The organism is Nonomuraea sp. NPDC004702, assembly GCF_053601695.1.
This window is the reverse complement of the sequence record NZ_JBSGCE010000018.1, coordinates 115,671-139,400: the sequence shown is the minus strand read 5'-3', so window position 1 is coordinate 139,400 and position 23,730 is coordinate 115,671. Positions and strand designations below refer to the sequence as shown.

Genomic DNA, 23,730 nt, shown 5'->3' with positions numbered 1-23,730 from the left:
CGTCCTGGAGCACCACGCGCTGGGGCCGGACGCGGTCCGCGCCCACCTCGCCGAGCCGGTCGGTGGACGTGCTGTCCAAGGTCGTCTACCACTGGCGGCAGCGCGACGAGCCCGGCTCCTCGATCACCCAGCGCCGCCTGGAGCCGGGCAACCTGCGCGACCGGATGTTGTCGGTGCTGCAGACCGCCGACCTGCTGGCCCGCGACGCGCCGGGGCTCAAGCCCGACTTCGACCGCGACACGCTCGACATCGACATGACGGTGGCGGTCGAGGCGGCCGCCACGACGGGGATGCGGCCCGAGCTGCTCGACCTGATGGTCCGCTACCTCGACGGCGTGTCCCGCGAGTCCTGGCTGAGCGTCCCGTTCGAGCACCGGATCCAGGTGCACCTGCTGCACCGGCGGCGGCTGCAGGAGCTGGCCGGGGTGCACGAGCAGGCCCGCGAGGGCCGGCTGCAACCCCGCGTCAGACCGGCGGGCCTGCTGCGCAGGCGCTGGTACGGCCGCCACCCGGCGATCCCGGCGCACCTGTCGGAGGTCTCCGAGGAGCTGGCCCTGACCGCCCGCCTGGTGTCGCTGGAGTGGCGCGACGGCGTGCTGACCGGCGCGGGCCGGGCCGCGCTGGGCCGCTTCGACGCCGGCGCGCTGCGCCGGGTGCGCCTGCGCGCCTGGCTGGCCGAGCGCGCGACCGGCGAGATCATCCGCCTGTCGGACGAGCAGAGCGCCCCGGTCTGGGAGACCGTCGAGCTGGAGGAGGGCGTCGAGGCGCCCGAGCACGCCTTCCCTTTCGCGTTCGCGGTCGATCCTGCGGTGTTCACGCCCGTCCAGCTCGCCCGTCGCGGCCACTGGGACCTGCGCGTGCAGCTCAGGGGCCACGGATTGAGGCTCGACGCCAGGGTGGCCGGGCCGCGCTGGCTGCCGCCGCAGGTGCCCGCGCCGCGCCGCAGGTCGGGCGTGTGGCTGGTGCCGGCGCGCGGTTCCAAGGGCGGGTGGGGGCTGCGGCTGCGCAACGCCCAGGCGCTCATCGGCGAGTGCCGCGTGGACGACGGCGACCTGGTGTTCTCGGGCCGGATCAACGACCTCGGCGACGGCGAGCCGGTGGTGCGGCTGCGGCGCAAGAGCGACGGCGAGGAGATGTACTTCCCCGTCGCGCTGGCCGGCCAGGACTTCTCGGCGCGGGTGCCGCTGGCCGGCATCGACGAGAGCGTCGGCCGCGAGTCGTGGTGGGAGGTGGTCATCGACCAGGGCCGGCCCATCCGCCCGCTGGTGCGGCGGGCCGGGCGCCAGGTCGCCACCGTGGACGACCGGCGCTTCCTCATCGACCGCAGCGAGGACGGCTGCCTGCTGCTGGCCGAACGCTGAGGGCCGGGCTCATCCGGCGAGGATCGAGGTGAGGGTCTCGACGACGAGGTCCTGCTCGCCGTCGGTCAGGTCGGCGAACAGCGGCAGCGACAGCTCCTCGGCGTAGTACGCCTCCGCGCGCGGGCACAGCCCACGCCGGTAGCCGAGGTCCTCGAACACCGGGTGCCAGTACGCCGGGATGTAGTTGACCTGCACGCCGATGCCCGCGGCCCGCATGCGGTCGTAGACCTCCCGGCGGCGGCCGTCGCGCACCCGGACGGGGTAGAGGTGCCAGCTCGGCGTGACGTAGGCCCGCCGGCCGGGCAGCGTGAGGCCGGGCACGTCGCGCAGCAGCGTGTCGTACCGGGCGACCAGCTCGGCGCGGCGGGCGCGGAACCGTTCGAGGCGGCGCAGCTGGCTGACGCCCAGCGCGCAGAGCACGTCGGGCAGCCGGTAGTTGAGGCCGAACTCGTGCACCTCCTGGTGCCAGCCGCCGTGGCCGGGGTCGCGCTGCCCGGCCGGGTCGCGGACCAGGCCGTGGTCGCGGAACCGGGCGGCCCGTTCGAGACGGCCGGGGTCGGCCACCGCCACCGCGCCGCCCTCGGCGGTCGTGACGGTCTTGGTGGGGAAGAACGAGAACGTCGTCAGGTCGGCCACCGACCCCACCGGCCGGTCCTTGTAGGACGCGCCGATCGAGTGGGCCGCGTCGGCCACCAGCACCGCGCCGGCCCGCTCGGCGACCGTGCGCAGCTCGTCGTAGTCGGCGGGATGGCCCGCGTAGTCGACGCCGGTGACGGCCTTCGTGCGGTGGGTGACCAGCGCGGCGACCGCGTCGGGGTCGATGTTGCCGGTGTCGGGCTGGACGTCGGCGAAGGCCACCCGCGCGCCGCGCAGCACGGCCGTGGCCGCCGTGGCGACGAACGTGAGCGGCGAGGTGATCACCTCGTCGCCCTGACCGACGCCGGCCGCCACGTAGGCGACGTGCAGCGCGGCCGTGCCGGACGTGACCGACACGCAGGGCACGCCGCCGGTCCAGCGGGCCAGCTCGTCCTCGAACAGCCGGACCGCGGGGCCCGTGGTCAGCCAGTCGCCGCGCAGCACCTCAGCCACCGCCTCGATGTCGGACTCGATGATGGACTGCCGTCCGTAGGGCAGCATCAGCCGGCCACCATGTCACGCAGGTCGCGCACGGACAACCACCGGTCGTTGGTGTCGGAACGGTAGGAGAAGCCCTCGGGCAGCAGCTCGCCGGTCTGCGGCGCCTGGTAGCCCCAGGTCGCGATCGTGGGCTGGACGACGTAGCGGTCGGCCAGGCGGAGGGTGCGGCGGCCGTCGTCGGGGCCGATCATCTCCTCGTGCAGCTTCTCACCCGGCCTGATGCCGATCTCGTAGACTGGGCTGTCGGGGGCCAGCGCCTCGGCCAGGTCGGTGATGCGCATGCTGGGGATGCGCGGCACGTAGAGCTCGCCGCCCTGCATGAGGTCGAAGGAGTCGACCACGAACCGCACGGCCTGGTCGAGGGTGATCCAGAACCGGGTCATGCGCTTGTCGGTGATCGGCAGGCTGCCGCCCTGCTCGGCCAGCCGCAGGAAGAACGGCACCACCGAGCCCCTGCTGCCCACGACGTTGCCGTAGCGGACGACGGCGAAGCGGGTCTCGTGGGCGGCGGCGTAGTGGTTGGCCGAGACGAACAGCTTGTCGGCGACCAGCTTGGTGGCGCCGTAGAGGTTGATCGGGCTGGACGCCTTGTCGGTGGACAGGGCGACGACCCTGCGCACGCCGCAGTCGATGGCCGCCTCGACCACGTTCTGGGACCCGGCGACGTTGGTGCGGACGTACTCGAACGGGTTGTACTCGGCGGTGTCGACCTGCTTGAGCGCGGCGGCGTGGACGACGTGGTCGACGCCGTGCATGGCGCGGGTGAGGCGGTCGCGGTCGCGGACGTCGCCGATGAACCAGCGCAGCCGGTCGTCGTCGCGGAAGAGCTGCTTGAGCTCGTACTGCTTGAGCTCGTCGCGGGAGAAGACCACCAGGCGGCGCACCCCGAGCGAGTCGAGCGCGTGGCGGATGAACGCCTTCCCGAACGACCCCGTGCCTCCGGTGATCAGAATGGACGATCCACTGAGAATGCTCACGCGGCCCCCTGAAAATCGCGCTGACGAACTGTGGTCGTTGGAGCAGGCCGGTAGCATAGCGCGATCGATCAACCACGTATGGTCACACGGGGGAATGTGGTTTTGATGCGTATTGTCGGAATCATCCAGGCTCGGATGGGCTCCACTCGGCTGCCCGGGAAGGTGCTGCGCGACCTCGGGGGGCGGTCCGTCCTGGGCTGGGTCGTGCGCGCCGCGCGCGAGTCGCGGGCGCTCGACGACCTCGTGGTGGCCACGACGACGCAGGCCGCCGACGACGCGGTGGCGGCCGAGTGCGACCGGCTCGGCGTGGCCTGCCATCGCGGGCCCGTCGACGACGTGCTCACCCGGTTCATGCAGGCGCTGGCCGGCCGGGAGGCGGAGGCGGTGATGCGGTTCACGGCCGACTGCCCGCTGCTCGACCCCGTCGTGATCAGGGAGGCGGCGCTGGTCTTCCGCGCGGTCCCGGGCCTCGACTACCTCAGCACGAGCCTGGCCAGGACGCTGCCGCGCGGGCTCGACGTGGAGATCGTCGGCCGGGCGGCCCTGGAGCGCGCCGACGCCGAGGCCACCGGTTTCCACCGCACCCACGTGACCTCTCACGTCTACGCGCACCCGGGCGAGTCGCGGCTGCTCGGCCTCGCCCACCAGCCCGCGGCCGACGACCTGCGGGTCACCCTCGACACCGAGGACGACTGGCGGCTCATCGCCCGCGTGGTCGAGGAGCTGGGCGACGCCTGCGTCCCGGTGCGCACGCTGGTGAGCTGGCTGCGGGCCCGGCCCGAGGTCTGCGAGCTCAACGCCCACGTGCGCCAGAAGGAGCTGCAGGACGCATGAGCGGGCGGGTGGGCGTGCGCTGCGACGCCGCGGCGGGGAGTGGGGCCGGACATCTGGTGCGGTGCGTGGCGCTGGCCGAGGAGCTGTGCGCGCGGGGCGTCGAGGTGGTCTTCCTCGGCGCGGTCTCCGGTTCGGAATGGGCCATGGACCAGCTCAGGAGCCGTGGCCTGCCGCTGGTGGCGGCCCCCGGGCGGCCCGACCGGCTCGCCGCGCTGGCGTGCGAGCTGCGGCTCGACGCCGTGGTGCTGGACTCCTACGAGCTGCCCGAGGGCACCGGCGGGGCGCTGCGGGCGGCGGGCTTCCCGGTGCTGGCGATCGTCGACGGCGACCCGCTGGGCCAGGAGGCCGACCTCTACCTCGACCAGAACCTCGGGGCCGAGGACCGGCCCTTCCCGCTGCCGCGCGACTCCTGGCGGCTCGCCGGCACCCGGTACGCGCTGCTGCGCGACAGCGTCCGGGGGCGGCGCAGGGTGCGGCAGCCGGGGCCGGTGCCGCGGGTGTTGTGCTTCTTCGGCGGCACCGACAGCGCGGGCGTGGCCCCCGCCTGGGCGGAGGCGCTGGCCTGCACGGGCGTGCCGTTCCAGGCCACGCTGGTCAGCCCGGAGCCGTTCGAGGCGGGCGAGGGCATCACCGTCATCCCGCCCACCGACCGCCTGCCCGAGCTGATGGCGGCCGCCGACCTCGTGGTCACCGCCGCCGGGTCGGCCATCTGGGAGCTGCTGCACCTCGGCGTGCCCACGGCGCTGAGCTGGGTGGCCGACAACCAGCTCGCCGGCTACCGGGCGCTGGTGGGCCGGGGGGTGGCCGCCGGGCTGGGCCGGGCGGCCGACGCCGAGGCCGTCGGCGTGCTCGCCCGGCTGCTCGCCGACCCCGCGCTGCGGGAGGAGCACGGCAGGCGGGGCGGCGGGCTGGTCGACGGCAAGGGCAGGGAACGCGTCGCCGACGCCTTCCTCGACCTGTGGGTCAGATGAGGTCCCAGGTCAGCGGCGTGCCGAGGGGCGCGTCACGGGTGAAGCGGCGGCCGGTCACCTCATCGATGGCGTCGGGGGGCAGGCCGCCGGCGGGGCGGATCGACCGGACGTTCTCCCTGGTCACCGCCTCGCCCGCGCGTACGTCGCGCACCACGTGGAGCGAGCGGCGGAAACGCAGGCCCTCGCGCTCGGACTCGCGCGGCCCGAGCACCGGCCGGCCCAGCGACTGCCACGCGCGCTCGCTCTCCTCCACCAGCGCCGCCAGCTCGGGCGGCTCCAGCGAGAAGGCCGCGTCGACGCCGCCGTCGGCCCGCGACAACGTCACGTGCTTCTCGATCAGGCACGCGCCCAGCGCGACCGCCGCCAGGGCGGCCCCGATGCCGGGAGTGTGGTCGGAGACGCCGACCTCGGCGCCGGTGAGCGCGGCCAGCAGCGGCAGCGAGCGCAGGTTGCTCTCGGCGGGGGAGGCGGGGTAGGAGGCGGTGCAGGACAGCACGGCGAGCTGCGTGCAGCCCGCCTCGCGGGCCGCCGTCACCGCCGCCTCGATCTCGCCCGCCGTGGCCATGCCGGTGGAGATGACCAGCGGCTTGCCGGTGGAGGCGGCCAGCCTGATCAGCGGCAGGTCGACGATCTCCGACGACGCGATCTTGTACGCCGGCGTGTCGAGCTTCTCCAGCAGCTCCACGGCCGTGGGGTCGAAGGGCGCGGAGAAGGCCAGCAGGCCGTGCTCGCGGGCCCGCTCGAAGATCGGCTCGTGCCACTCCCAGGGGGTGTGGGCGCGTTCGTACAGCCGGTAGAGGTTCTCGCCGCCCCACAGCGCGTGCCCGTCGCCCACGCGGAAGGCGGGGCCGTCGGCGTCGACGGTGATCGTGTCGGGCCGGTAGGTCTGCAGCTTCAGCGCGTGCGCCCCGCCGGCCGCCGCCGCGTCGACGATGGCGAGGGCCCGCTCCAGGCTGCCGTTGTGGTTGCCGGACATCTCGGCGATCACGAACGGCGGCCGGTCGGCCCCGATCGTCCGCCCTCCGATGGACATCATCCTTGCTCCTCCTTGGTCAGCTGGACGGCGACGACCTCGCGCGGCACCCCGTCGACCGGCATCCGGTAGGTCGCGACCTCGGCGAACCCGAAGCGCCTGTGCAGCCGCCGTACCGACTCGTTGTCGGCCAGCACCTCGCCGCGCAGGGTCGTCAGCCCGAGCGGGCCGAACGCGTGGTCGATGGCGGCCCGCTCCAGGCCCACCCACGCCCTCAGCACCGCGCCGGACCGTTCGAGGCCGTCGAGGTCGAGGTAGAAGCCCCAGTAGGCGCTGTCGCCGCCGAGCTCCGAGTACGTCACCACCCCGGCGCCGGTTCCGTCGTGGTCGTAGATCAGCACCTGCCTGGTCGCGTCGGCGCGGACGGCGGCCCACCAGCGGGCGTGCTCGTCCTCGGAGATCTCGTGGCCGGTGAAGCTGGCGGCGCGCACTTTCGGATGGTTGCGCCAGTGGCGCATAACGGGCAGATCATCGTCCCGGACGCGTCTCAGCACCGCTCCCCCTACCATTCGTGCTCGACTCATTGCACAACGTAGCGGATTCGGTGCCGGGTAAAGAGCTCATCAGGGACGGGCATCGAACGCGGAACAGGCGAGGCGGCCACGGCATGCTGCCCTCGACCGCCTTCCACGAAAGCCAAGGAGCGTCATGATCCCCCTGCTCAGTGTCGTCGTCCCGGTCCACAACGTGGAGCCGTACCTGACGGAGTGCCTGAAATCGCTGGCCGCCCAGACCATGGAGGACTTCGAGGTCATCATGGTCGACGACGGCTCGATCGACGGCAGCCGGCGGCTGGCCGACGACTTCGTGGCCCGAGATCCCCGCTTCACGCTGATCGAGCAGCAGAACCTGGGGCCGGGGCCGGCCCGGAACGAGGGCGTCAGGCGGGCCAGGGGCACCTACCTGGCCTTCGCCGACAGCGACGACGTCGTGCCGCCGCACGCGTACGAGGTGCTGATCGCCAAGCTCGGGGAGACCGGCTCCGACCTGGCGTGCGGCGCGGTCAGGCGCATGGTGGACGGCGTGCTGGAGGAGTCGATCCTGCACGAGCGCGTCTTCCGGCGGCCCGTGCTGTGCACCCACATCACCGACAAGAAGGTGCTGGTCAGGGACCGTACGGTGTGGAACAAGGTCTACCGCGCCGACTTCTGGCGGCGGCACGGCCTGCGCTTCCCCGCCGGCATCTACGAGGACGTGCCGGTCGCCATGCAGGCTCACGTCCTGGCCACCAGCGTGGACATGGTGGACGACGTCGTCTACCACTGGCGCCGGCGCGACGAGGGGGAGACCTCGATCACGCAACGCCGCTCGCAGCTGCCCAACCTGCACGAGCGCCTGGCCGCCATCCGCGCCGTGCGCGCCTTCCTGGACGACGGCGCGCCGGAGCTGCTGCCCGAGTTCGACGCCCTGGTGCTGGAGAAGGACATCGTCTTCCTGTTCCAGGCGCTGGAGTCGGCGCGGGAGGCGGGCGAGGACCTGGTGCCGCTGCTGGGGCTGGCCGACGCCTGGCTGGACGAGCTGAGCCCCCGCGCGCTGGCCGGCGCGCCCTCGCTGCGCCGCCTGGAGCTGCACCTCGTCCGGCGCGGCATGATCGACGAGCTGCGCGCGGTCCGCGACTTCCGGCGCAGCCGCGTGGACGGCACCCGGGTGCGCCCCCGCGGCTTCCGCACGGTCAACTGGTACGGCGACTACCCCTACTTCCGGCGGCGACGGCGGCTCGGCATCCCCGACGACGTCTACGACGCCCGCGACGAGCTCAAGCTGATCGCCAGGGTGGACGACTGCTCCTGGACGGGCGCCGCGTACCGCCTGCGCGGCGAGGTGGCCATCCACCGGGTCGAGCGCAAGGTGGGCAAGGTCAACGTGTGGCTGAGCGACGGACGCCGCCGGGTGCCCCTGGAGGTCCGGCGCACCGGGCGCCACGGCGTGGTGGCCGACATCGACCCCAGGGCGCTCGAAGGCGGCGGCCCGACCTGGCGGCTCCTGGTCAAGGCCGAGACCCGCGGGCTGGTGCTCAAGGGCTCGTTCCGGGACGGAGACGCGCACGGTGCGTGGCGGTTTTCCCTGCAGGGTTGGTCAAGAAGCGGCATGGACATGCCCCAGTAGTTCCAGACAGTAATCGTCAGACGGCGTTCCGTAGCCATGCTGGGATCCATGAGGACCTATTCGCTGGATGACGTCTACGAGACACGCAAGCGGAGAGACTCCTGGTGGACCGTGTATTTCGTGGATCCGGTCGCCTGCCGGGTCGCCCTTCCCGTCGCCAACCGCACCCGGATCACGCCCAACGGGCTCACGGTGTTCTCGCTGGTCCTCGGCATGGTGTCCGCGGCCTGCTTCGCGCTGGACCAGCTCGTCGCCGGCGCCCTGATGTTCTACCTGAGCTTCACCATCGACTGCGTGGACGGCAAGATAGCCCGGCTCAAGGGCACGGGGACGCCCTTCGGCCTCTGGCTGGACTACGTGGGGGACCGGGTCAGGGTCGTCCTGTGCGCCGGGGGGCTGGCGTACGGGCAGTACGTCCTGACGGACGATGTCCGCTACGTGGTGCTCGGCGCGGCGGTGGCCGTGCTCGACCTGTTCAGGTACGTCAACGCCCCGCAGATGAAGCGGGTGCGCGAGGCGGTCAGGGAGGAGCGGGGCGAGCCGGAGCTGCCCGGCGAGGACACCGTCCCGCTGGAGTGTGCGCCCGCGGACCTCGACCTGCACCTGCTCGTGGAGCGCGGTCCGCGCCCCGGCGGCCGCAGGCGGCGGCTGCCTTCCTTCTTCAGGCGCCTCAACAGGTTCCTGGCCAGGCACCGGGTGCGGTCGCACCTGATCAGCGGCATCGAGTTCCACGCCGCGGTCTTCGTGGTGGCCCCGCTCGCGGGGGCGTGGGCGCTGATCCCGCTCGCCATGGCCGCCGGCGTCCTGCTCCTGGCCAACGAGATCTTCCTTGTCTACCGGATGTGGCTCTTCACGCGCAGGCACAGCGTGCCCTCCCAGGAGAGCCGAGAGCACGTTCTCGTCTAAGTTTTCGGGGGTTAGTACGAAATGTCCGACCGGCCAGTCTTCGTCATTGGATGCCCGCGGTCCGGCACCACGATGCTCCAGCTCATGCTCCACTCGCACCCGCGCATGGCGGTGCCGCCGGAGACGCGCTTCCTCGTTCCCGCTTATTACCGGCGCCGCACATGGGGCGACCTGCGGGTCCCCCAGCGGCGCAAGGCACTGGCGCAGTGGATCGCGACCGACCGCAGCACGAAGTTCCGCGAGCTCAAGATCGACAAGGACGAGTTCATCCGGCAGGCCGTGGAGGGGCCGGGCTCGCTCGGCTCGGTCATCGGCACCGCCTTCCGCATGTACGCCGACCGCTTCGACAAGGCCCGCTGGGGCGACAAGAGGCCCAGCTACGTCAAGCAGACCGACCTGCTGCTGCGCCTCTTCCCCGACGCCCAGTTCATCCACCTGATCAGGGACGGCCGCGACTGCGTGGCCTCGCTGAAGGAGATGCCCTGGTACACGCTGGACTCCTTCCACGCGATCTCCACCTGGGCCGAGGCCATCGACGCCGGCGAGCGGCTGCGGCGCACGCTGCCCGACGACACCTACTACGAGCTGCGCTACGAAGACCTCACCGACGACCCGATGACCGAGATGAAGAAGCTCTGCCACTTCCTGGAGGAGGACTTCGCGCCGTCGATGATCTCCCCCCGTGAGGCCGCCGTCCAGGCCGTCCCGCAGCACAAGGTCTGGCACAGCAACACCCACCGCGAGGTCACCCGCAGCCGGGTCGGGAGCTGGGCCAACCGCCTGGACGACTGGGAGATCGCGCTCTGCGAGCAGGTCCTCGGCGAGCGCCTCCAGGCCAACGGCTACGAGCTGACCGGCGCGCCCAGGCCTGCCAAGGAGCACCTGACGGCCTGCCAGAAGACCATGCAGAAGCGCAAGGCCAGCCGGTCGCGCAAGGCCATGCGCGACCGCTTCAACCGGCTGCGCGAGCCCAGCCCGGTCGGCGCGCTGCTCACCTCCACGCAGAAGTCGCTGGCCGGCATCCCGCAGCAGCGTCCCGAGGTGACCGTCTAGCGCTGGATGTGCGCGAACAGCCGCTCCCAGCGGTCCAGCACGTGGTCGAGGCGGAACGCCTCGGCCCGTGCCCGGGCGGCGGCCCCCAGCCGCCGCCGCTCCGGCGCCGATCCCATCAGCGCGGCCAGCTCGGCGGCGAACGCGTCCACGTCCCCCGGCGGCACCCGTACCGGGCCCGCCGAGCGCACGCCGCCCGACACGTCGAAGGCCACCGACGGCACCCCGTGGGCGCACGCCTCCAGCAGCACGACCGGCAGGCCCTCGTGCTCGCTGGTCAGCGCCACCAGCGAGGCGTTCAGGTACTCCTCCCGCATCCGGTGAGCGGGCACCAGGCCGCGGAAGACCACCCGGTCCGCGACGCCCTCCCGGGCCGCGTGCGCCCGCAGCCGCTCGCGTTCCGCGCCGTCGCCGATCAGATGCAGCTCCCAGGACGGCGGCGGCTCGGCACGGGCGAACGCGCTGATCAGCCGGTCGAAGCGCTTGACGCCCTCCAGCCGCCCCACGCCCAGCACCCGCGGCACGTCCAGCGGCGACGTCTCCCGCGGCCAGGCGCCCAGCGGGTTGGGCAGCGTCCAGGCGTTGGGCAGCAGGGCGTGCTCGGAGAAGGCCCAGGCGTCGTCGTCGCTGAGGAAGAGCGCCTGGTCGAGGTCGGGGTAGTGCTTCTTGATCGAGGCCAGGTGCCAGCAGTCGCGGGCGTGGTCGTAGGAGCCGTGGTACTGGCCGATCGAGCGGAACCCGGCGGGCAGCAACCCTGACAGCCTGGTCACCACCGACGGCGACGTCAGCACCGCGTACCCGGGGCGCACGCCGCGCAGCAGCTCCTTCACCCTGCGGTCGGCCAGCCGCCTGGCCAGCGGGCCCTGCTCGCCGAGCGGGCCGCCCACGACGTGCTGCCGGTAGAGCGGCCGGTCCACGTAGCGGAAGGGCGCGGCGGCGCGGTGCAGGCCGACGACGTGCACCTCGTGGCCGCGTTCGGCCAGGCCCTGGGCCAGGGTGTGGGTGACCCGCTGGACGCCGCCGAGCGTGTCGGCGTCCAGGCAGGCGAAGACGACGGTCATCGCGTGCGCCCTTCGAAGAAGTCGTCCACGATGCGGGCGGAGGCGTCCCCGTGCTCGTCGGCGCACCACAGGGCGCGGAAGGCGGCGTACTTGGCGGCGAAGGCGGCGTGCACCTCGGGCAGGTTCCGCAGCACGTCCACCAGCTCCGCCGTGGTCGTCACGCACGGGCCAGGGGCGATGGCGGGCAGGTCGTGGTAGACGCCGCGCTCGGAGAGCCGGTAGTCGTCCCAGTCGTCGATGAGGAACACCATCGGCCGGCCGGTCAGCGCGTAGTCGCACATCACGGACGAGTAGTCGGTCAGCAGCGCGTCGGAGGCCAGCATCAGGTCGTTGATCTCCGGATAGGACGCGGCCGGCCGCACGAAGTGCCTGAGCCGCTCGGGCGGGTCGTACTTCTCGACCGGATGCGTGCGCAGCACCACCACCCACTCGCCGGCCAGCTCCGCGGCCATGAGGTCCAGGTCGGCGCGTACCGAACGGCCGCTCATCCTGTCCCGGTCGCGGTAGGTGGGCGCGTAGAGCAGGACCTTGCGCCCCGGCGGGATCTCCAGCCGGGCCCGCACGTCGCCGGCCGCCTCCGCCCGCACCAGCGCGTCGCAGCGCGGGGTGCCGCACCGGTAGACCTTGCCGTCGTAGCCGTTGGAGGGCAGGAACACCCGCGAGAACTCGGCGCTCGGCGAGACCAGCGCGTCCCACCGGGCGACGGCGGCCCGCCACTGCTCGCGCGGCCGGTCGAAGTCGCCGCGCAGGTCGGGCGCGTCGAAGCCGATCGACTTGATGCCCTGCCCGTGCCAGGTCTGCAGATAGCGGGTGCCGGGCGGCTTGGGGTAGTCCAGCGGGAAGCCGTGGCTGTCCACCCAGATCCCGGCGCGGGCCATCGTCCACAGGTAGCGCCAGCTGCCCCGGCGGACCAGCCGCACGTCGGCGGGGAAGTTCTTGCGGCCCTTGGCGACCGACCAGACCGCCTCGATCGGCAGGCCGCGCCGCCGCACCTCCTCGTAGATGGCGCGGGGGCTGCCGTTGTAGCCCTTGCCGACGTCCGACTCGAACAGGGCGAGGTCTTCGCGCCGCGGCACCACCCTGATCAGCAGCTTGTACGCGCGCAGCTTGGCGCGCGGCGTGTTGAGCTTCCTGAGCAGCAGCCGTCGCGCCCGCCGCAGCGCCGAGCGGGTGCGCGAGTGCGTGCGCACGCACAGGTAGGCGGCGTAGCCCTCGGCCTTCACCGTGCAGCCGGGCAGCTCGATCGGCTCCAGGTTGGGGTCCACGATCAGCCGGTCGGTGGTGACGTGGCCGTCGGAGCGGCGCCGGAAGCCGATGCGCGGGTCGCTCCTGCCGCAGGGCGCGAAGACGACCTCGCTGACGTAGCCGCCGTCGCCCGAGGGGACCGGCCGGATCGGCACCCGTTCCCGGCCCGCCTCCAGGAAGGCGTCCCACTCGGCCGGCAGCACGCCGAACGGGTCGTAGGTGCGCACGGTCATCCGCACCCGCTCGCCGTTCGTGGCCAGGCCGGTCACCTCGTGCCGCAGCCGGGAGTCGGTGTAGGGCAGCTCGGCCAGGCGCAGCGCGGTGATGTCCAGCCCGGGCGCGGCCGTGGTTCCCCAGTACGTGCGCCCGTCCACCTGCACGGCCGCCCGCGGCGCGGCCCGGGGGCCGGTCAGCGAGCCGGCCGCCACGCGCAGGTCCTCGATCCGGTCGTCCAGGATGAGCCGGCAGCAGACCCGGTCCATCGGCTCGATCCGGTCGAACACCGCGCCGGGGATCTCCTCCAGGTACGGCCGCACGACCGAGGCGAACTCCTTGACCCACACCAGGTCGCGCGCGGGCAGCGGGTTGAGGTAGACCCGCAGGTCCTGCCGCAGGAACCGGTACTGCCGGTGCGGCACCAGGTCGTGCGCGCCGTAGCCGCGCAGGATGTCGTCGCTCAGCCGCGCCGCGATCACCCGCTGCCGCACGTTGTCCATCTCGTCGATGCTCAGGGAGATCGACTCGTTCGAGCTCGCCCGGTGCCAGTGGTAGACCACCCACGGCACGATCGCGAACCGGCGGGCCAGCGCGTACAGCTCGGTGGCGAAGACGTGGTCCTCGTAGTGGATGTCCTCGGGGAAGCGCAGCACGTTGTCGCGCAGCCAGGCGACGTCGTAGAGCTTGTTGGTGCTGAAGGAGTCGAGGAAGAGCTCGGGCTCCGCGCGGATGCCCTCGACCACCCGCCGCCGGGCGAACAACGACGGATAGTACGGGCGCAGCCGTCCGTCCCGCTCGAACAGCCGGGAGATCTGCCCCGACACGAAGTCGGCGCCGGTGCGCTCGATCTCGGTGAGCAGGCTCTTGCACGCGTGCCTGGGCAGCTCGTCGTCGCTGTCGAGGAACATGGCGTACGGCGCCCTGGCCGCGTCGATGCCGTCGTTGCGCGGGGCTCCGCAGCCGCCGCTGTTGCTCTGCCTGCGCAGGTAGCGCACCCGCGGGTCCTCGGCCATGAGCCGCGCGGCCACCTCGGGCGTGCCGTCGGTGCTCGCGTCGTCGGAGATGATCACTTCCAGGTCGCGCAACGTCTGCCGCAACACCGAACGCACGGCCCTGGGCAGGCGGGCCGCGTCGTTGTACGAGATCACGACGACGCTGCAGTCCGGCATGCCCATGTCCCCCCAGAAATGACCTGCGGGAATGGCACTTCCCCCTGATAGCGGGAAGTGACCGGACTTTATGTGGTTTTTGCTGAAAATCAGCGCATAAGGCGACGAACCACCCAGATGAGGATCGTGAGCGCCAGCAGGCCGCCCGCGATCGGCGCGAGCCGCCTGAGCAGCGGCTGCCCGGCGATCTCCATCAGGTCGAGCGCCTCCTCGTCGGGCGTGCGCGAGGTCCGCAGCGTGCCCGCGGGCCGCACGTCCGGCTCGGGGACGGTCACCGTGCTCAGGTGCCGCTCCTCCTCCTGAGGCTGCTCCTGCTCCTGGGGTGCGACCGGCTCCACCATGGGCTCGGAGAGCAGTTGGGCCAGGTTGCCGGCGAACCTGTCGATCAGCTTGGCCCCGACCTCGGCCATGACCCCGCGCCCGAACTGCGCCGGCCGCCCGGTCACGTTGAACGTCGTCTCCACGGCCACTGACGTGCCTCCCTCGGCCGGCGTCATGCGCGCCCTGACCGTGGCCGAGGCCGTGCCGGAGCCCCGGGCCTCCTTGCCCGACGCCTGGATGGCCAGCGTGTGGGAATCCTTGTCGACGTCCTCGAACCTGGCCGAGCCCCGGTAGGTGACGGTGATCGGGCCGACCTTGACCTTCATCCGGCCGGTGAACTCGTCGCCCTCGAAGATGTCGAGCGTCGCCCCGGGCAGGCACGGCGCGACCCGTTCGACGTCGAGCAGCACCGCCCACGCCTGCTCGACCGGAACCGGGACAGTGAACTCGTGCTCGAACCGCATCGCCATCGATCCGCTCCTTCCGAGGTTGGTTGCGACACTACGTCGGGGCGGGGGCGCCCGGAAGAGGCGCCCCCGCCTCACTCAGGGGGTCCCGGCGGCCGTGCGCACTGCCCGATGGGTCAGCACCCGGGCCAGGTGACGGCGGTAGTCGGGCTGGGCGTGCAGGTCGGCGGGGGGCGAGGTGCCCTCCGCCGCCTCCTCGCACGCCTGCCGCACCCGGTCGCCGAGCTCGACGCCGCGCAACGCGGCCTCGGTCGCGCGGGCGCGCACCGGGGTCGGGCCCATGTTCGTCAGCGCGACCCTGGCCTCGGCGATCGAGCCGTTGGCACGCCTGACCGCGGCCGCCACGCCGACGATCGCCCACGACTGCGCGGTCCGGTGGAACTTCTCGTAGTGGAAGCCCCAGCCCTCGCCCAGCTTCGGCACCTTCACGCCGACCAGGATCTCCCCGGCGCGCAGCGACGTCTCCAGGTAGTCGACGAAGAACTCGGCGGCCGGGATCTCCCGTTCGCCCCGCGCCGACGCGGCCACGATCACGCCGTCCAGCGCCAGCACCACGGCCGGCAGGTCACCGGCCGGGTCGGCGTGCGCCAGCGAGCCGCCGAACGTGCCCCGGTGCCTGATCGCGGGGTCGGCCACCCTGGCCGTGGCCAGTGCCACCAGCGGGGCGCCGGCGTTCACCACCGGCGACCGCATCACCTCGTCGTGCGTGGCCAGCGCGCCGATGAAGACGTGGTCGCCCCGGTCGTGCACGCCGTTCAGGCCGGGCAGCCGCCCGATGTCCACCAGCTTGGACGGATACGCCAGCCGCAACCGCAACAACGGCAGCAACGACTGCCCACCGGCCAGCGCCTTGGCGTCCTCGTCGGCGGCCAGCTCCGCGCAGGCCGCCGAGAGCGAGTCGGGACGCACGTAGTCGAACGGTGCGGGGATCATCGCCGCGCTCCTTCCAGCGCTCGCCAGACACGCTCGGGCGTGCACGGCATCCGGATGTCGCCGACGCCGTAGGGCCGCAGCGCGTCCACGATCGCGTTCACCACCGCCGGGGTGGAGGCGATCGTGCCCGCCTCGCCGACGCCCTTGACGCCCAGCGGGTTGCCGGTCGCGGGGGTCTCGGTGCGGTCCGTCGTGAACGACGGCAGGTCCGCCGCCGACGGCAGCAGGTAGTCGGCCATGGTCGCGGTCAGCAGGTTGCCCTCGGAGTCGTAGACGGCCTCCTCGAACAGCGCCTGCGCCACGCCCTGCGCGATGCCGCCGTGCACCTGGCCCTCGACGATCAGCGGGTTGACCACCTTGCCGACGTCGTCCACGGCCACGTACGAGCGGATCCTGGTCATGCCCGTCTCGGTGTCCACCTCCATCGCGCACAGGTGCGTGCCGTGCGGGAAGGAGTAGTTGTCCGGGTCGAAGGTGGCGTCGGAGTCCAGCCGTGCCTCCACGCCGTCGGGCAGGTCGTGCGCCTGGAACGCGGCGTAGGCCAGCTCCTGGATCGTCCGGCCCGACCCGGTGCCGCGCACCTTGAACACGCCGCCGTCGAACTCCAGGTCGTCGGGCGAGCACTCCAGCATGTGGGCGGCCAGCTTCCTGGCCTTCTCCCTGACCTTCTCGCACGCCTGCAGCACGGCGATGCCGCCCACGACCAGCGAGCGCGAGCCGTAGGTGTCCATGCCCTTGTGCGCGACGGCCGTGTCGCCGTGCAGCACCCGTACGTCCTCGAACGGCACGCCCAGCGCGTCGGCCACGATCTGGCTCCACGCCGTCACGTGCCCCTGGCCGTGCGGGGACGTGCCGGTGATGACCTCGACCTTGCCGGTCGGCAGCATGCGCACCGAGCCGTGCTCCCAGCCGCCCGCACCGAACCGCGCCGCCCCGAGCAGCCTCGACGGCGCCAGCCCGCACATCTCCGTGTACGTGCTGACCCCGATCCCGAGCTGCACCGGATCGCCCCGGTCCCGCCGGTCGGCCTGCTCGGCCCGCAGCTTGTCGTAGCCGAACAGCGACAGCGCCCGCTCCGTGGCCGCCTCGTAGTTGCCCGAGTCGTAGGTCAGCCCCGAGATCGTCGTGTACGGGAACTCCTCGTGCCTGATCCAGTTGCGCCGGCGCACCTCCAGCGGGTCCAGGCCCAGCTCGGCGGCGAGCTCGTCCATCGTCCGCTCGATGCCGAACGTCGCCTCGGGACGGCCCGCGCCCCGGTAGGCGTCCGTGGCCATCTTGGTGGTGAACACGCCCCGGCAGCCGAACTCGTAGGCGTCCATCTTGTAGATCGCGTTGAACATGGACGCCCCGAGCAGCGGCACCCCCGGCGTCACCAGCATCAGGTACGCGCCCATGTCGGCCAGCAGGTCGACCTGGAGCCCCCGGATGCGCCCGTCGGCGTCGGCCGCGAGCCGGATGTGCTGGAGCTGGTCGCGGCCGTGGTGCACGGTCAGGTTGCCCTCGGAGCGGGACTCCGTCCACTTGACCGGCCGGCCCAGCCGGCGCGCCATCAGCAGGCAGAGCACCTCCTCGGCGGTGACCTGCAACTTCGAGCCGAAGCCGCCGCCCACGTCGGGGGCGATCACCCGCAGGTCGTGCTCGGGGATGCCGGTCACCACCGCGAGCATGACGCGCAGGATGTGCGGGATCTGGGTGGAGGTCCACATCGTGAACGAGTCGCCGTCGGTGTCCACCAGCACCGCCCGCGGCTCCATGGCCGTCGGGATGAGCCGCTGCTGCACGTACGTCCGGTCGATGACGACGGCGGCGCCCTCGAACGCCGCGTCGACGTCACCAGAGGTGATCTTCATGGAGAACGCCTGGTTGCCCGCCTCGTGCACCTTCGGGCTGTCCGGCGACAGCGCCTCGGTCATGTCGAGCACCGCGGGCAGCGGCTCGTAGTCGACCTCGATGGCCTCCAGCGCGTCGGCCGCCCGGTACCGGTCGGTCGCGACCACGCAGGCCACGGCCTCGCCGACGTACCGGACCTCGGAGGTGGCCATCGGCGGGTGGTCGGGGATGACGACGTCGTCGGTCACTGGCCACGCGCACGGCAGGCTGCCCTGCTCGGCGGCGAAGTCCTGGCCGCTGAAGGCGGCCACCACGCCGGGCAGGCCGCGGGCCGCCGACACGTCCACCCGGGTGATCCGGGCGTGGGCCATCGGGCTGCGCAGGAACATCACGTGCAGCGTGCCGGGCCTGGAGAGGTTGTCCGTCCAGCGCGTACGCCCCGTCAGCAGCCGGGCGTCCTCCTTGCGCCGGCGCGGCCGGCCCACCTCGTGCACGCCGGCCGGCTCGTTGATCTGGCCGCTGCCGGCGATCTGCCCGGCGACGGCCTCGGGGCTCAGCTCGCTCACTGCGTCCTCACCGCCTGCCCCATCTCCTGCGCGCCGCGCTTCACCGCGCGCACGATGTTGCAGTAGCCCGTGCAGCGGCACAGGTTGCCCTCCAGCCCGTGCCTGATCGACTCCTCCGACGGCTCCGGGTCCTCCCGGACCAGGTCGATCGCGGCCATGACCATGCCGGGGGTGCAGTAGCCGCACTGCAAGGCGTGCTCTTCGTGGAAGGCCCGTTGCATCGGGTGCATCGACCCGTTCGCGCCCAGGCCCTCGACGGTGACGACGTCGCCGCCGTCGGCCTGCACGGCGAGCACGGAGCAGCTCTTCACGCTCTTGCCGTCGAGCAGCACCGTGCAGGCGCCGCAGTTGCTGGTGTCGCAGCCGACCGGGGTGCCGGTCCTGCCGAGCCGCTCACGGAGTAGATGGACGAGGAGGAGCCGCGGCTCGACGTCCTCCTCGTACTTGATCCCGTCGACGGTGACGGTGATTCGGGGCATACGTCCTCCCTCAGGAGCAGGGGGAAAGGCGGACACACCCGAAACTACGCCGGTGTTTTTCCCGGTCAAGGGTTACTTGCCGCGAACCACCCGAGCGATGATCGCCACCACCCCCGCGAAGGCCAGCCCCACCACGGTCAGCCCGACCAGGAGCAGCGCGTCCGTGAGCACGCGGGTCACCACCAGGATGCCGAGCACCACGAACAACGTGCCGCTCAGCAGGGCCATCCAGTCGGTCCGGTGCACGCGCCGGACCCGCTCGACGTCACGCGCCACGCCGCACCTCCATGTCGCCCAGGCCGCCCCGCAGGTTCAGCACGATCGTGAACTCCTCGTCCTCGGACCTGACCTCGGGCTCCAGCACCTTGTCGAACTTGACGTCCACGCCGCCCCTGATCGACTGGTCGACCTTGATGTCGCCGACCTTGTTCATCGCGTGCACCTCGACCCTGGCCGTCGGCGGCACGATCACCGTCAGCTCGCCCACGGAGACCCGGGCGTCGAACGTCAGGCTCGTCCCCGGCAGCGCCTTCAACTCCGTCAGGTCCAGCCGGCCGTCGCCGACGCCGACGTCGTAGACCTTGCCCGCCTCCGAGGGCTTGGTCAGGTACCAGGTGGAGTCGCCGAAGTTGCGCGGCAGGCCGCCCAGCATCAGCCCCACGCCGATCAGCAGCGCGACCGTGGTGCCCGCCGCGACGAGACCGGCGCCGCGGCCCCACCAGGCGGCGATGAGCAGCCCGGCGCCGATGGTGATGAGCACGGCGCCGCCGACGATGGTCGGGCTCACGCCCGCGGCCGACCTGGCCTGGACCGCCACGACGATCCCTCCCACTATGATCGCGAGCAAGATGGTGATGACCCCGATGAACGACTTGGGGCGCCGGGCCCGGGGGGCCGGGGCGGGGGCCGGGCGGCCGTACAGGGCCGGGTCGTAGGGCGACTGGCCGGACCGCCTGGCCGGGTCGAGCGGGCGGTAGGGGCCCTTCGGGGCGAAGGGCTCGCCGTAGCCGCTGTAGTCGATCGCGGTCCTGGGCTGCGGGCGGTAGGCGGACGGCTCCTGCCGCGACGCCGCCTGAGCCTCGGCCTGCGGCCGCGGCTGCGGGGCCTCGACCTGTGTCTTCGGGGCCTCAGGGGCCTCAGGGGCCTCTGTGCCTGGCGTCTGTGCCTGGCGGGTCGCGTCGCGGGGGAGCTGGTGCTCCGCCGTCACGGCGCCGGCGTCCTCCATCGCCTGTGCGGCCTCGATCTTCGACATCTCGGCCCGGCCGGCCTCCGCCTGTCCCGCTTCAGGGGTTTCGGGCCGGTCCGTACGGGGTGTCCCGGCCTGCCGGCCGGCGGACATCGCCCGCAGCCGCGCGGCCACGGCCTCGGCGTGCGCGGCGGCCGTCGGCCGGGGAGCCGGGGCCGGGGACTCGGGGTGGGCCGCCACGGTGTCGCCGAGGCCGGACCAGCCGGGCTCGGCGGGACGTACCCGAGGTGCGGACGCGGGCGGCGCGTAGGGCGGCGCGGGCGGCTCCGCGTCGGGGGAGCGCCGGCGACCGAGCCGCTCGGGCATCGAGCGGGCCAGGCCCAGCAGGTCGACGCCTCTGGAGTGGGCCGCGAGCAGCGAGACGGCCAGCAGCACGCCGACCACCAGCGTGCCGGTGTCGAGCCAGACGGTCGCGAGGTTGAGCGCGAGGCCGAACCCGAGCACCGCCGTGAGCAGCGCCATCACGGCCTCGGCGTCGAGGTCGCGGCGGGTCCACTGCTCGATGATCCCCGGCCCGCCGTTGGGCTCCTTCATCAGCAGGTAGGCCGCGATGTACAGGAAGATCCCGATGCCCGAACCGAGCAGGAGCACGGCGAACGCCACGCGGAACACCACGGGGTCGATGCCGGTGTGCCGCCCGAGACCGGCGCAGACGCCCATGAGGAAGCGCCCCTCGCTGCTGCGTCGCAGCTCCCGGGGCGGGGCGGCGGGTTCCCTGGGCGGAGCTTCTGTCATGGAACCATCGTGGACCGTCGGGCGGGGTGGTCGCATCCGGGAGACCCCTGACTCGACCCTGGGGGTTGTTCCCTGATGCCCGAAGTGCCCGCGACATGTGACGATGGCGATGTTATGGCAGACCAGAAGACACTTGCCGAGCCCACCGGCGATCGACCCTATCGCCGGATGCTCCGCCCCATGGAGGGCCGCCTGCTCGGCGGCGTGGCCCAGGGGCTGGCGGCGCAGCTCTCCCTCGATCCCGTCGTGATCAGGCTGATGTTCGTGCTGCTCAGCGTCGTGGACGGGGTCGGCATGGTGGCGTACGCCGTGCTGTGGATGATCACTCCGCGTGAGCCGTACGAGGGGCAGCCGCCGCAGCGCGACTGGAGCCAGCTCGCCGCGTTCAGCGCGATCGGCGTGGCGCTGGCCGCGTTCGGCTGGCTGACCGGGGCCTCGAAGGGCGGGATCGGCATGTTGCCGTTCGCCGTCGGCGGCATCGGCGCGCTCATCCTGTGGCAGCAGGCCGACCCCGAACGCCGCAAGAACTGGGTCAGCGGGGCCACCAAGAGCATCCGGACCAACCGGGTGCGCACGCTGCTCGGCGTGACGCTGGTCGTCATCGGCGCGGCCGGCTTCCTGTACGCCCAGGGCGAGCTGGCCCAGGCCAGGCCCGGTCTGCTGTTCACCGTCGTCGTGGTCGGCGGCATCGCGGTCATCGCCGCGCCCTGGCTGGCCGGCCTGTGGAAGGAGCTGCAGCTCGAACGGCGCGAGCGCATCCGCCAGGAGGAACGCGCCGAGGTGGCCGCCATGGTGCACGACTCCGTGCTGCACACGCTCACCCTCATCCAGCGCGTCTCCCACGACCCCCGCGAGGTCACCCGGCTGGCCCGCTCCCAGGAGCGCGAGCTGCGCAACTGGCTCTACCAGCCCGCCCAGGACGCCGACGCCACCGTGGCCGCCGCCGTACGCCGGATCGCGGCCGAGGAGGAGGACTCGCACGGCGTGCCCATCGAGGTCGTCTGCGTCGGCGACATCGACCTCGACCCGCAGGGCAAGCTGGCGGCGATGCTCAAGGCGTCCAGGCAGGCGATGGTCAACGCGGCGAAATATTCTGAGAGCCCGGCCATCTCCGTCTACGCGGAGGTGGAGGGCTTGGAGGTGACCATCTTCGTGAAGGACCGCGGCAAGGGCTTCGACCTTGAGGCGGTGCCCCTCGACAGAATGGGCATCAGGGAGTCCATCATCGGGAGAATGGAACGTCACGGCGGCACGGCCAGGGTCCGCACCGAGCCCGGCGAGGGCACGGAAGTGATGCTGACGATGAAGGTGGACAAGCAATGACACGCGTGTTGATCGTCGACGACCACCGGCTGTTCAGATCCGGCGTACGCGCGGAGCTGGGCGACTCGATCGAGGTCGTGGGCGAGGCGGAGGACGTCGAGACGGCGGTCAAGGCCATCGCCGAGCACCAGCCCGACGTGGTCCTGCTCGACGTGCACATGCCCGGCGGCGGCGGCCAGGAGGTGCTGCGCCGCGTCCTCAGCACCGGCTCGCAGGTGCGCTTTCTCGCGCTGTCGGTCTCCGACGCCGCCGAGGACGTCATCGGCGTCATCAGGGGCGGCGCGCGCGGCTACGTCACCAAGAACATCAGCGGCAAGGAGCTCACCGACGCCATCCGCCGGGTGGCCGACGGCGACGCGGTCTTCTCGCCGCGGCTGGCCGGGTTCGTCCTCGACGCCTTCGCCTCCTCCGAGGCGCCCTCGATCGATCCCGAGCTCGACTCGCTGACCCAGCGCGAGCGCGAGGTGCTGCGGCTGATCGCCCGCGGCTACGCGTACAAGGAGATCGCCAAGGAGCTGTTCATCTCGGTCAAGACCGTGGAGACGCACGTGTCGTCCGTGCTGCGCAAGCTCCAGCTCTCCAACCGGCACGAGCTGTCCCGCTGGGCCACCGCGCGCCGCCTGGTCTGACCCTGCTTTCTGGACCGTTACAAGGTCGTTACGGCGATTCGTAGACGAATCAGGCGTCTCAGTAGTCACACATGGAAGGAGAAGCACATAATCCAGGAGTAACCCCCTTGAATCGCGTCCCCCGGTTGCTTGCCATGGTCGCACTGGTCTCGGCTGCGGCCTGTTCGGCAGAAGGCGTGCCAGCCTCGCAGGCCCCGGCGGTCCGGACGACCGCCCCCGTGGGCGTCGCCGCGGCTGCCCACGTCGCGGCTCCGGCCAAGAAGGTCAAGCTCGACATCGCCGACATCACGCCCATGGCGGAGACGGCGGAGAAAGTCGGTGTCGGTTTCCCGATCATCGTCACGTTCGACCGGGATGTGAAGGACAAGGCCGCCGTGGAGGCGCTGCTGGAGGTCCAGGCCGACAAACCGGTCGAGGGCGCCTGGCGCTGGGTGTCGGCCCGCAAGGTCATCTACCGGACGAAGACGTACTGGAAGCCGCACCAGAAGGTGCTGTTCACCGCGCGCCTCAGCCAGCTGCCCGGCAACAAGGCCGAGGACGTCACCCGCCGCTTCGCCGTCGGCACCGCGAACATCTCGGTCGTCGACACCCGCAGGCACCAGATGAAGGTCTACCGGGACGGCAAGATCGCCAAGAAGATCGCGATCAGCGCCGGCCGGGGCGGTCTCGTGCGCAACGGCGTGGACGTCTACCTCACCACCAGCGGCGTGCACCTCACCATGGGCAAGAAGTCCGTCGAGACGATGACGTCGTCCTGGATGGGGGTGACCGACCCCAAGGACCCGCGCTACTACAAGGAGGAGATCCCTTGGGCGGTGCGCATCTCCGACAGCGGCGAGTACGTGCACCAGAGCGCCGGCTACTACCAGTACCTCGGCCGCTCCAACCAGAGCCACGGCTGCGTGCGCGCCACCCCGCAGGGCGCCAAGTGGTTCTACGGCATCGCCCAGCGCGGTGACGTCGTCAAGATCACCGGAACCAAGCGCAAGCTCGACTGGCGCAACGGCTGGAGCTACTGGCAGCTCAACTGGACCCAGTGGAAGCAGGGCAGCGCCCTCAAGCCCTGACCCGGAGGCGGAGCGGCAGGGCCACCTCCAAGCGCCCTGCCCTCACCACCGCGAACCGGGCGCCTCAC

The 23,730-nt window shown here is 72.2% G+C and carries 21 protein-coding genes; 9 read left to right on the top strand and 12 right to left on the bottom strand.

All coding sequences use genetic code 11. The features are described from left to right. Positions 1-62: 62 nt before the first annotated feature. Positions 63-1,361 (top strand): hypothetical protein, encoded by a 1,299-nt coding sequence (locus tag ACWEJ6_RS23515; protein ID WP_452426132.1) that lies wholly within the window; start codon positions 63-65, stop codon positions 1,359-1,361. Positions 1,362-1,370: 9 nt separating this feature from the next. Here ACWEJ6_RS23515 and ACWEJ6_RS23510 read toward each other — a convergent pair whose 3' ends face one another. Continuing rightward, positions 1,371-2,498 carry a DegT/DnrJ/EryC1/StrS family aminotransferase gene (locus ACWEJ6_RS23510; RefSeq protein ID WP_452426130.1) on the bottom strand — a complete coding sequence of 376 codons (1,128 nt, stop codon included), beginning with the start codon at positions 2,496-2,498 and terminating at the stop codon, positions 1,371-1,373. Continuing rightward, entirely contained in the window at positions 2,498-3,475 is a 978-nt protein-coding gene (gene pseB / locus ACWEJ6_RS23505) for a UDP-N-acetylglucosamine 4,6-dehydratase (inverting) (RefSeq protein ID WP_387669173.1), read from the bottom strand. Before pseB ends, ACWEJ6_RS23510 begins: the two co-directional genes overlap by 1 nt. A gap of 105 nt (positions 3,476-3,580) precedes the next feature. Here pseB and ACWEJ6_RS23500 point away from each other — a divergent pair, with 105 nt between their 5' ends. Together ACWEJ6_RS23500 and ACWEJ6_RS23495 are read left to right on the top strand one after the other, a co-directional pair. Next, the gene (locus ACWEJ6_RS23500) at positions 3,581-4,309 is read left to right on the top strand and encodes a glycosyltransferase family protein (RefSeq protein ID WP_364338195.1); all 729 of its coding nucleotides are present in this window, start codon (positions 3,581-3,583) and stop codon (positions 4,307-4,309) included. After that, positions 4,306-5,280 (top strand): PseG/SpsG family protein, encoded by a 975-nt coding sequence (locus ACWEJ6_RS23495; RefSeq protein ID WP_387669170.1) that lies wholly within the window; start codon positions 4,306-4,308, stop codon positions 5,278-5,280. The genes ACWEJ6_RS23500 and ACWEJ6_RS23495 overlap by 4 nt, the downstream gene beginning before the upstream one ends. Here ACWEJ6_RS23495 and pseI read toward each other — a convergent pair. Both pseI and ACWEJ6_RS23485 read right to left on the bottom strand, forming a co-directional pair. Then, positions 5,273-6,316, bottom strand: coding sequence for a pseudaminic acid synthase (gene pseI, locus ACWEJ6_RS23490; protein ID WP_387669168.1), 1,044 nt, complete (start codon positions 6,314-6,316; stop codon positions 5,273-5,275). The two genes, ACWEJ6_RS23495 and pseI, sit on opposite strands and share 8 nt — an antisense overlap. Next, on the bottom strand, positions 6,313-6,822 hold the full coding sequence (locus tag ACWEJ6_RS23485) for a GNAT family N-acetyltransferase (protein WP_452426127.1): 510 nt from the start codon (positions 6,820-6,822) through the stop codon (positions 6,313-6,315). Before ACWEJ6_RS23485 ends, pseI begins: the two co-directional genes overlap by 4 nt. Positions 6,823-6,961: 139 nt before the next feature. Between ACWEJ6_RS23485 and ACWEJ6_RS23480 the strand changes: the two genes are divergently transcribed. Genes ACWEJ6_RS23480 through ACWEJ6_RS23470 form a run of 3 tightly spaced genes read left to right on the top strand, consistent with a single transcriptional unit; the run spans position 6,962 to position 10,378 of the window. Next, complete coding sequence (locus ACWEJ6_RS23480; protein ID WP_452426126.1) at positions 6,962-8,419, top strand: glycosyltransferase family 2 protein; 1,458 nt, start codon at positions 6,962-6,964, stop codon at positions 8,417-8,419. 48 nt (positions 8,420-8,467) lie between these two features. Next, complete coding sequence (locus ACWEJ6_RS23475; protein WP_358282254.1) at positions 8,468-9,325, top strand: CDP-alcohol phosphatidyltransferase family protein; 858 nt, start codon at positions 8,468-8,470, stop codon at positions 9,323-9,325. 21 nt (positions 9,326-9,346) lie between these two features. Then, the gene (locus ACWEJ6_RS23470) at positions 9,347-10,378 is read left to right on the top strand and encodes a sulfotransferase family protein (protein ID WP_358282256.1); all 1,032 of its coding nucleotides are present in this window, start codon (positions 9,347-9,349) and stop codon (positions 10,376-10,378) included. Here the strand turns inward: ACWEJ6_RS23470 and ACWEJ6_RS23465 are convergent. The 8 genes from ACWEJ6_RS23465 to ACWEJ6_RS23430 form a co-directional block, all read right to left on the bottom strand. Then, on the bottom strand, positions 10,375-11,436 hold the full coding sequence (locus tag ACWEJ6_RS23465; RefSeq protein WP_452426123.1) for a glycosyltransferase: 1,062 nt from the start codon (positions 11,434-11,436) through the stop codon (positions 10,375-10,377). The genes ACWEJ6_RS23470 and ACWEJ6_RS23465 overlap by 4 nt on opposite strands. After that, on the bottom strand, positions 11,433-14,066 hold the full coding sequence (locus ACWEJ6_RS23460) for a bifunctional glycosyltransferase/CDP-glycerol:glycerophosphate glycerophosphotransferase (RefSeq protein ID WP_452426121.1): 2,634 nt from the start codon (positions 14,064-14,066) through the stop codon (positions 11,433-11,435). Before ACWEJ6_RS23460 ends, ACWEJ6_RS23465 begins: the two co-directional genes overlap by 4 nt. An 89-nt stretch (positions 14,067-14,155) precedes the next feature. Further along, the gene (locus ACWEJ6_RS23455) at positions 14,156-14,857 is read right to left on the bottom strand and encodes an SRPBCC family protein (RefSeq protein ID WP_387669160.1); all 702 of its coding nucleotides are present in this window, start codon (positions 14,855-14,857) and stop codon (positions 14,156-14,158) included. A 75-nt stretch (positions 14,858-14,932) separates the two neighbouring features. After that, entirely contained in the window at positions 14,933-15,787 is an 855-nt protein-coding gene (locus ACWEJ6_RS23450; protein WP_387669158.1) for an FAD binding domain-containing protein, read from the bottom strand. Further along, positions 15,784-18,129, bottom strand: a complete 2,346-nt coding sequence (locus ACWEJ6_RS23445) for a xanthine dehydrogenase family protein molybdopterin-binding subunit (protein ID WP_452426182.1) — start codon at positions 18,127-18,129, stop codon at positions 15,784-15,786. Before ACWEJ6_RS23445 ends, ACWEJ6_RS23450 begins: the two co-directional genes overlap by 4 nt. 50 nt (positions 18,130-18,179) lie before the next feature. Beyond that, complete coding sequence (locus ACWEJ6_RS23440; protein ID WP_352362730.1) at positions 18,180-18,662, bottom strand: (2Fe-2S)-binding protein; 483 nt, start codon at positions 18,660-18,662, stop codon at positions 18,180-18,182. Positions 18,663-18,734: 72 nt separating this feature from the next. After that, complete coding sequence (locus ACWEJ6_RS23435; RefSeq protein ID WP_452426118.1) at positions 18,735-18,938, bottom strand: hypothetical protein; 204 nt, start codon at positions 18,936-18,938, stop codon at positions 18,735-18,737. Then, complete coding sequence (locus tag ACWEJ6_RS23430) at positions 18,928-20,643, bottom strand: PspC domain-containing protein (RefSeq protein WP_452426116.1); 1,716 nt, start codon at positions 20,641-20,643, stop codon at positions 18,928-18,930. Before ACWEJ6_RS23430 ends, ACWEJ6_RS23435 begins: the two co-directional genes overlap by 11 nt. A gap of 114 nt (positions 20,644-20,757) precedes the next feature. On the opposite strand from ACWEJ6_RS23430, the gene ACWEJ6_RS23425 reads away from it, so the two are divergent. From ACWEJ6_RS23425 to ACWEJ6_RS23415, 3 genes are all read left to right on the top strand, one after another. Next, complete coding sequence (locus ACWEJ6_RS23425) at positions 20,758-21,966, top strand: ATP-binding protein (protein ID WP_358282268.1); 1,209 nt, start codon at positions 20,758-20,760, stop codon at positions 21,964-21,966. Next, positions 21,963-22,595, top strand: a complete 633-nt coding sequence (locus ACWEJ6_RS23420) for a response regulator transcription factor (RefSeq protein ID WP_352323887.1) — start codon at positions 21,963-21,965, stop codon at positions 22,593-22,595. The genes ACWEJ6_RS23425 and ACWEJ6_RS23420 overlap by 4 nt, the downstream gene beginning before the upstream one ends. 176 nt (positions 22,596-22,771) lie before the next feature. Beyond that, positions 22,772-23,662, top strand: coding sequence for a L,D-transpeptidase (locus tag ACWEJ6_RS23415; RefSeq protein WP_387669153.1), 891 nt, complete (start codon positions 22,772-22,774; stop codon positions 23,660-23,662). Positions 23,663-23,730 lie beyond the last annotated feature (68 nt).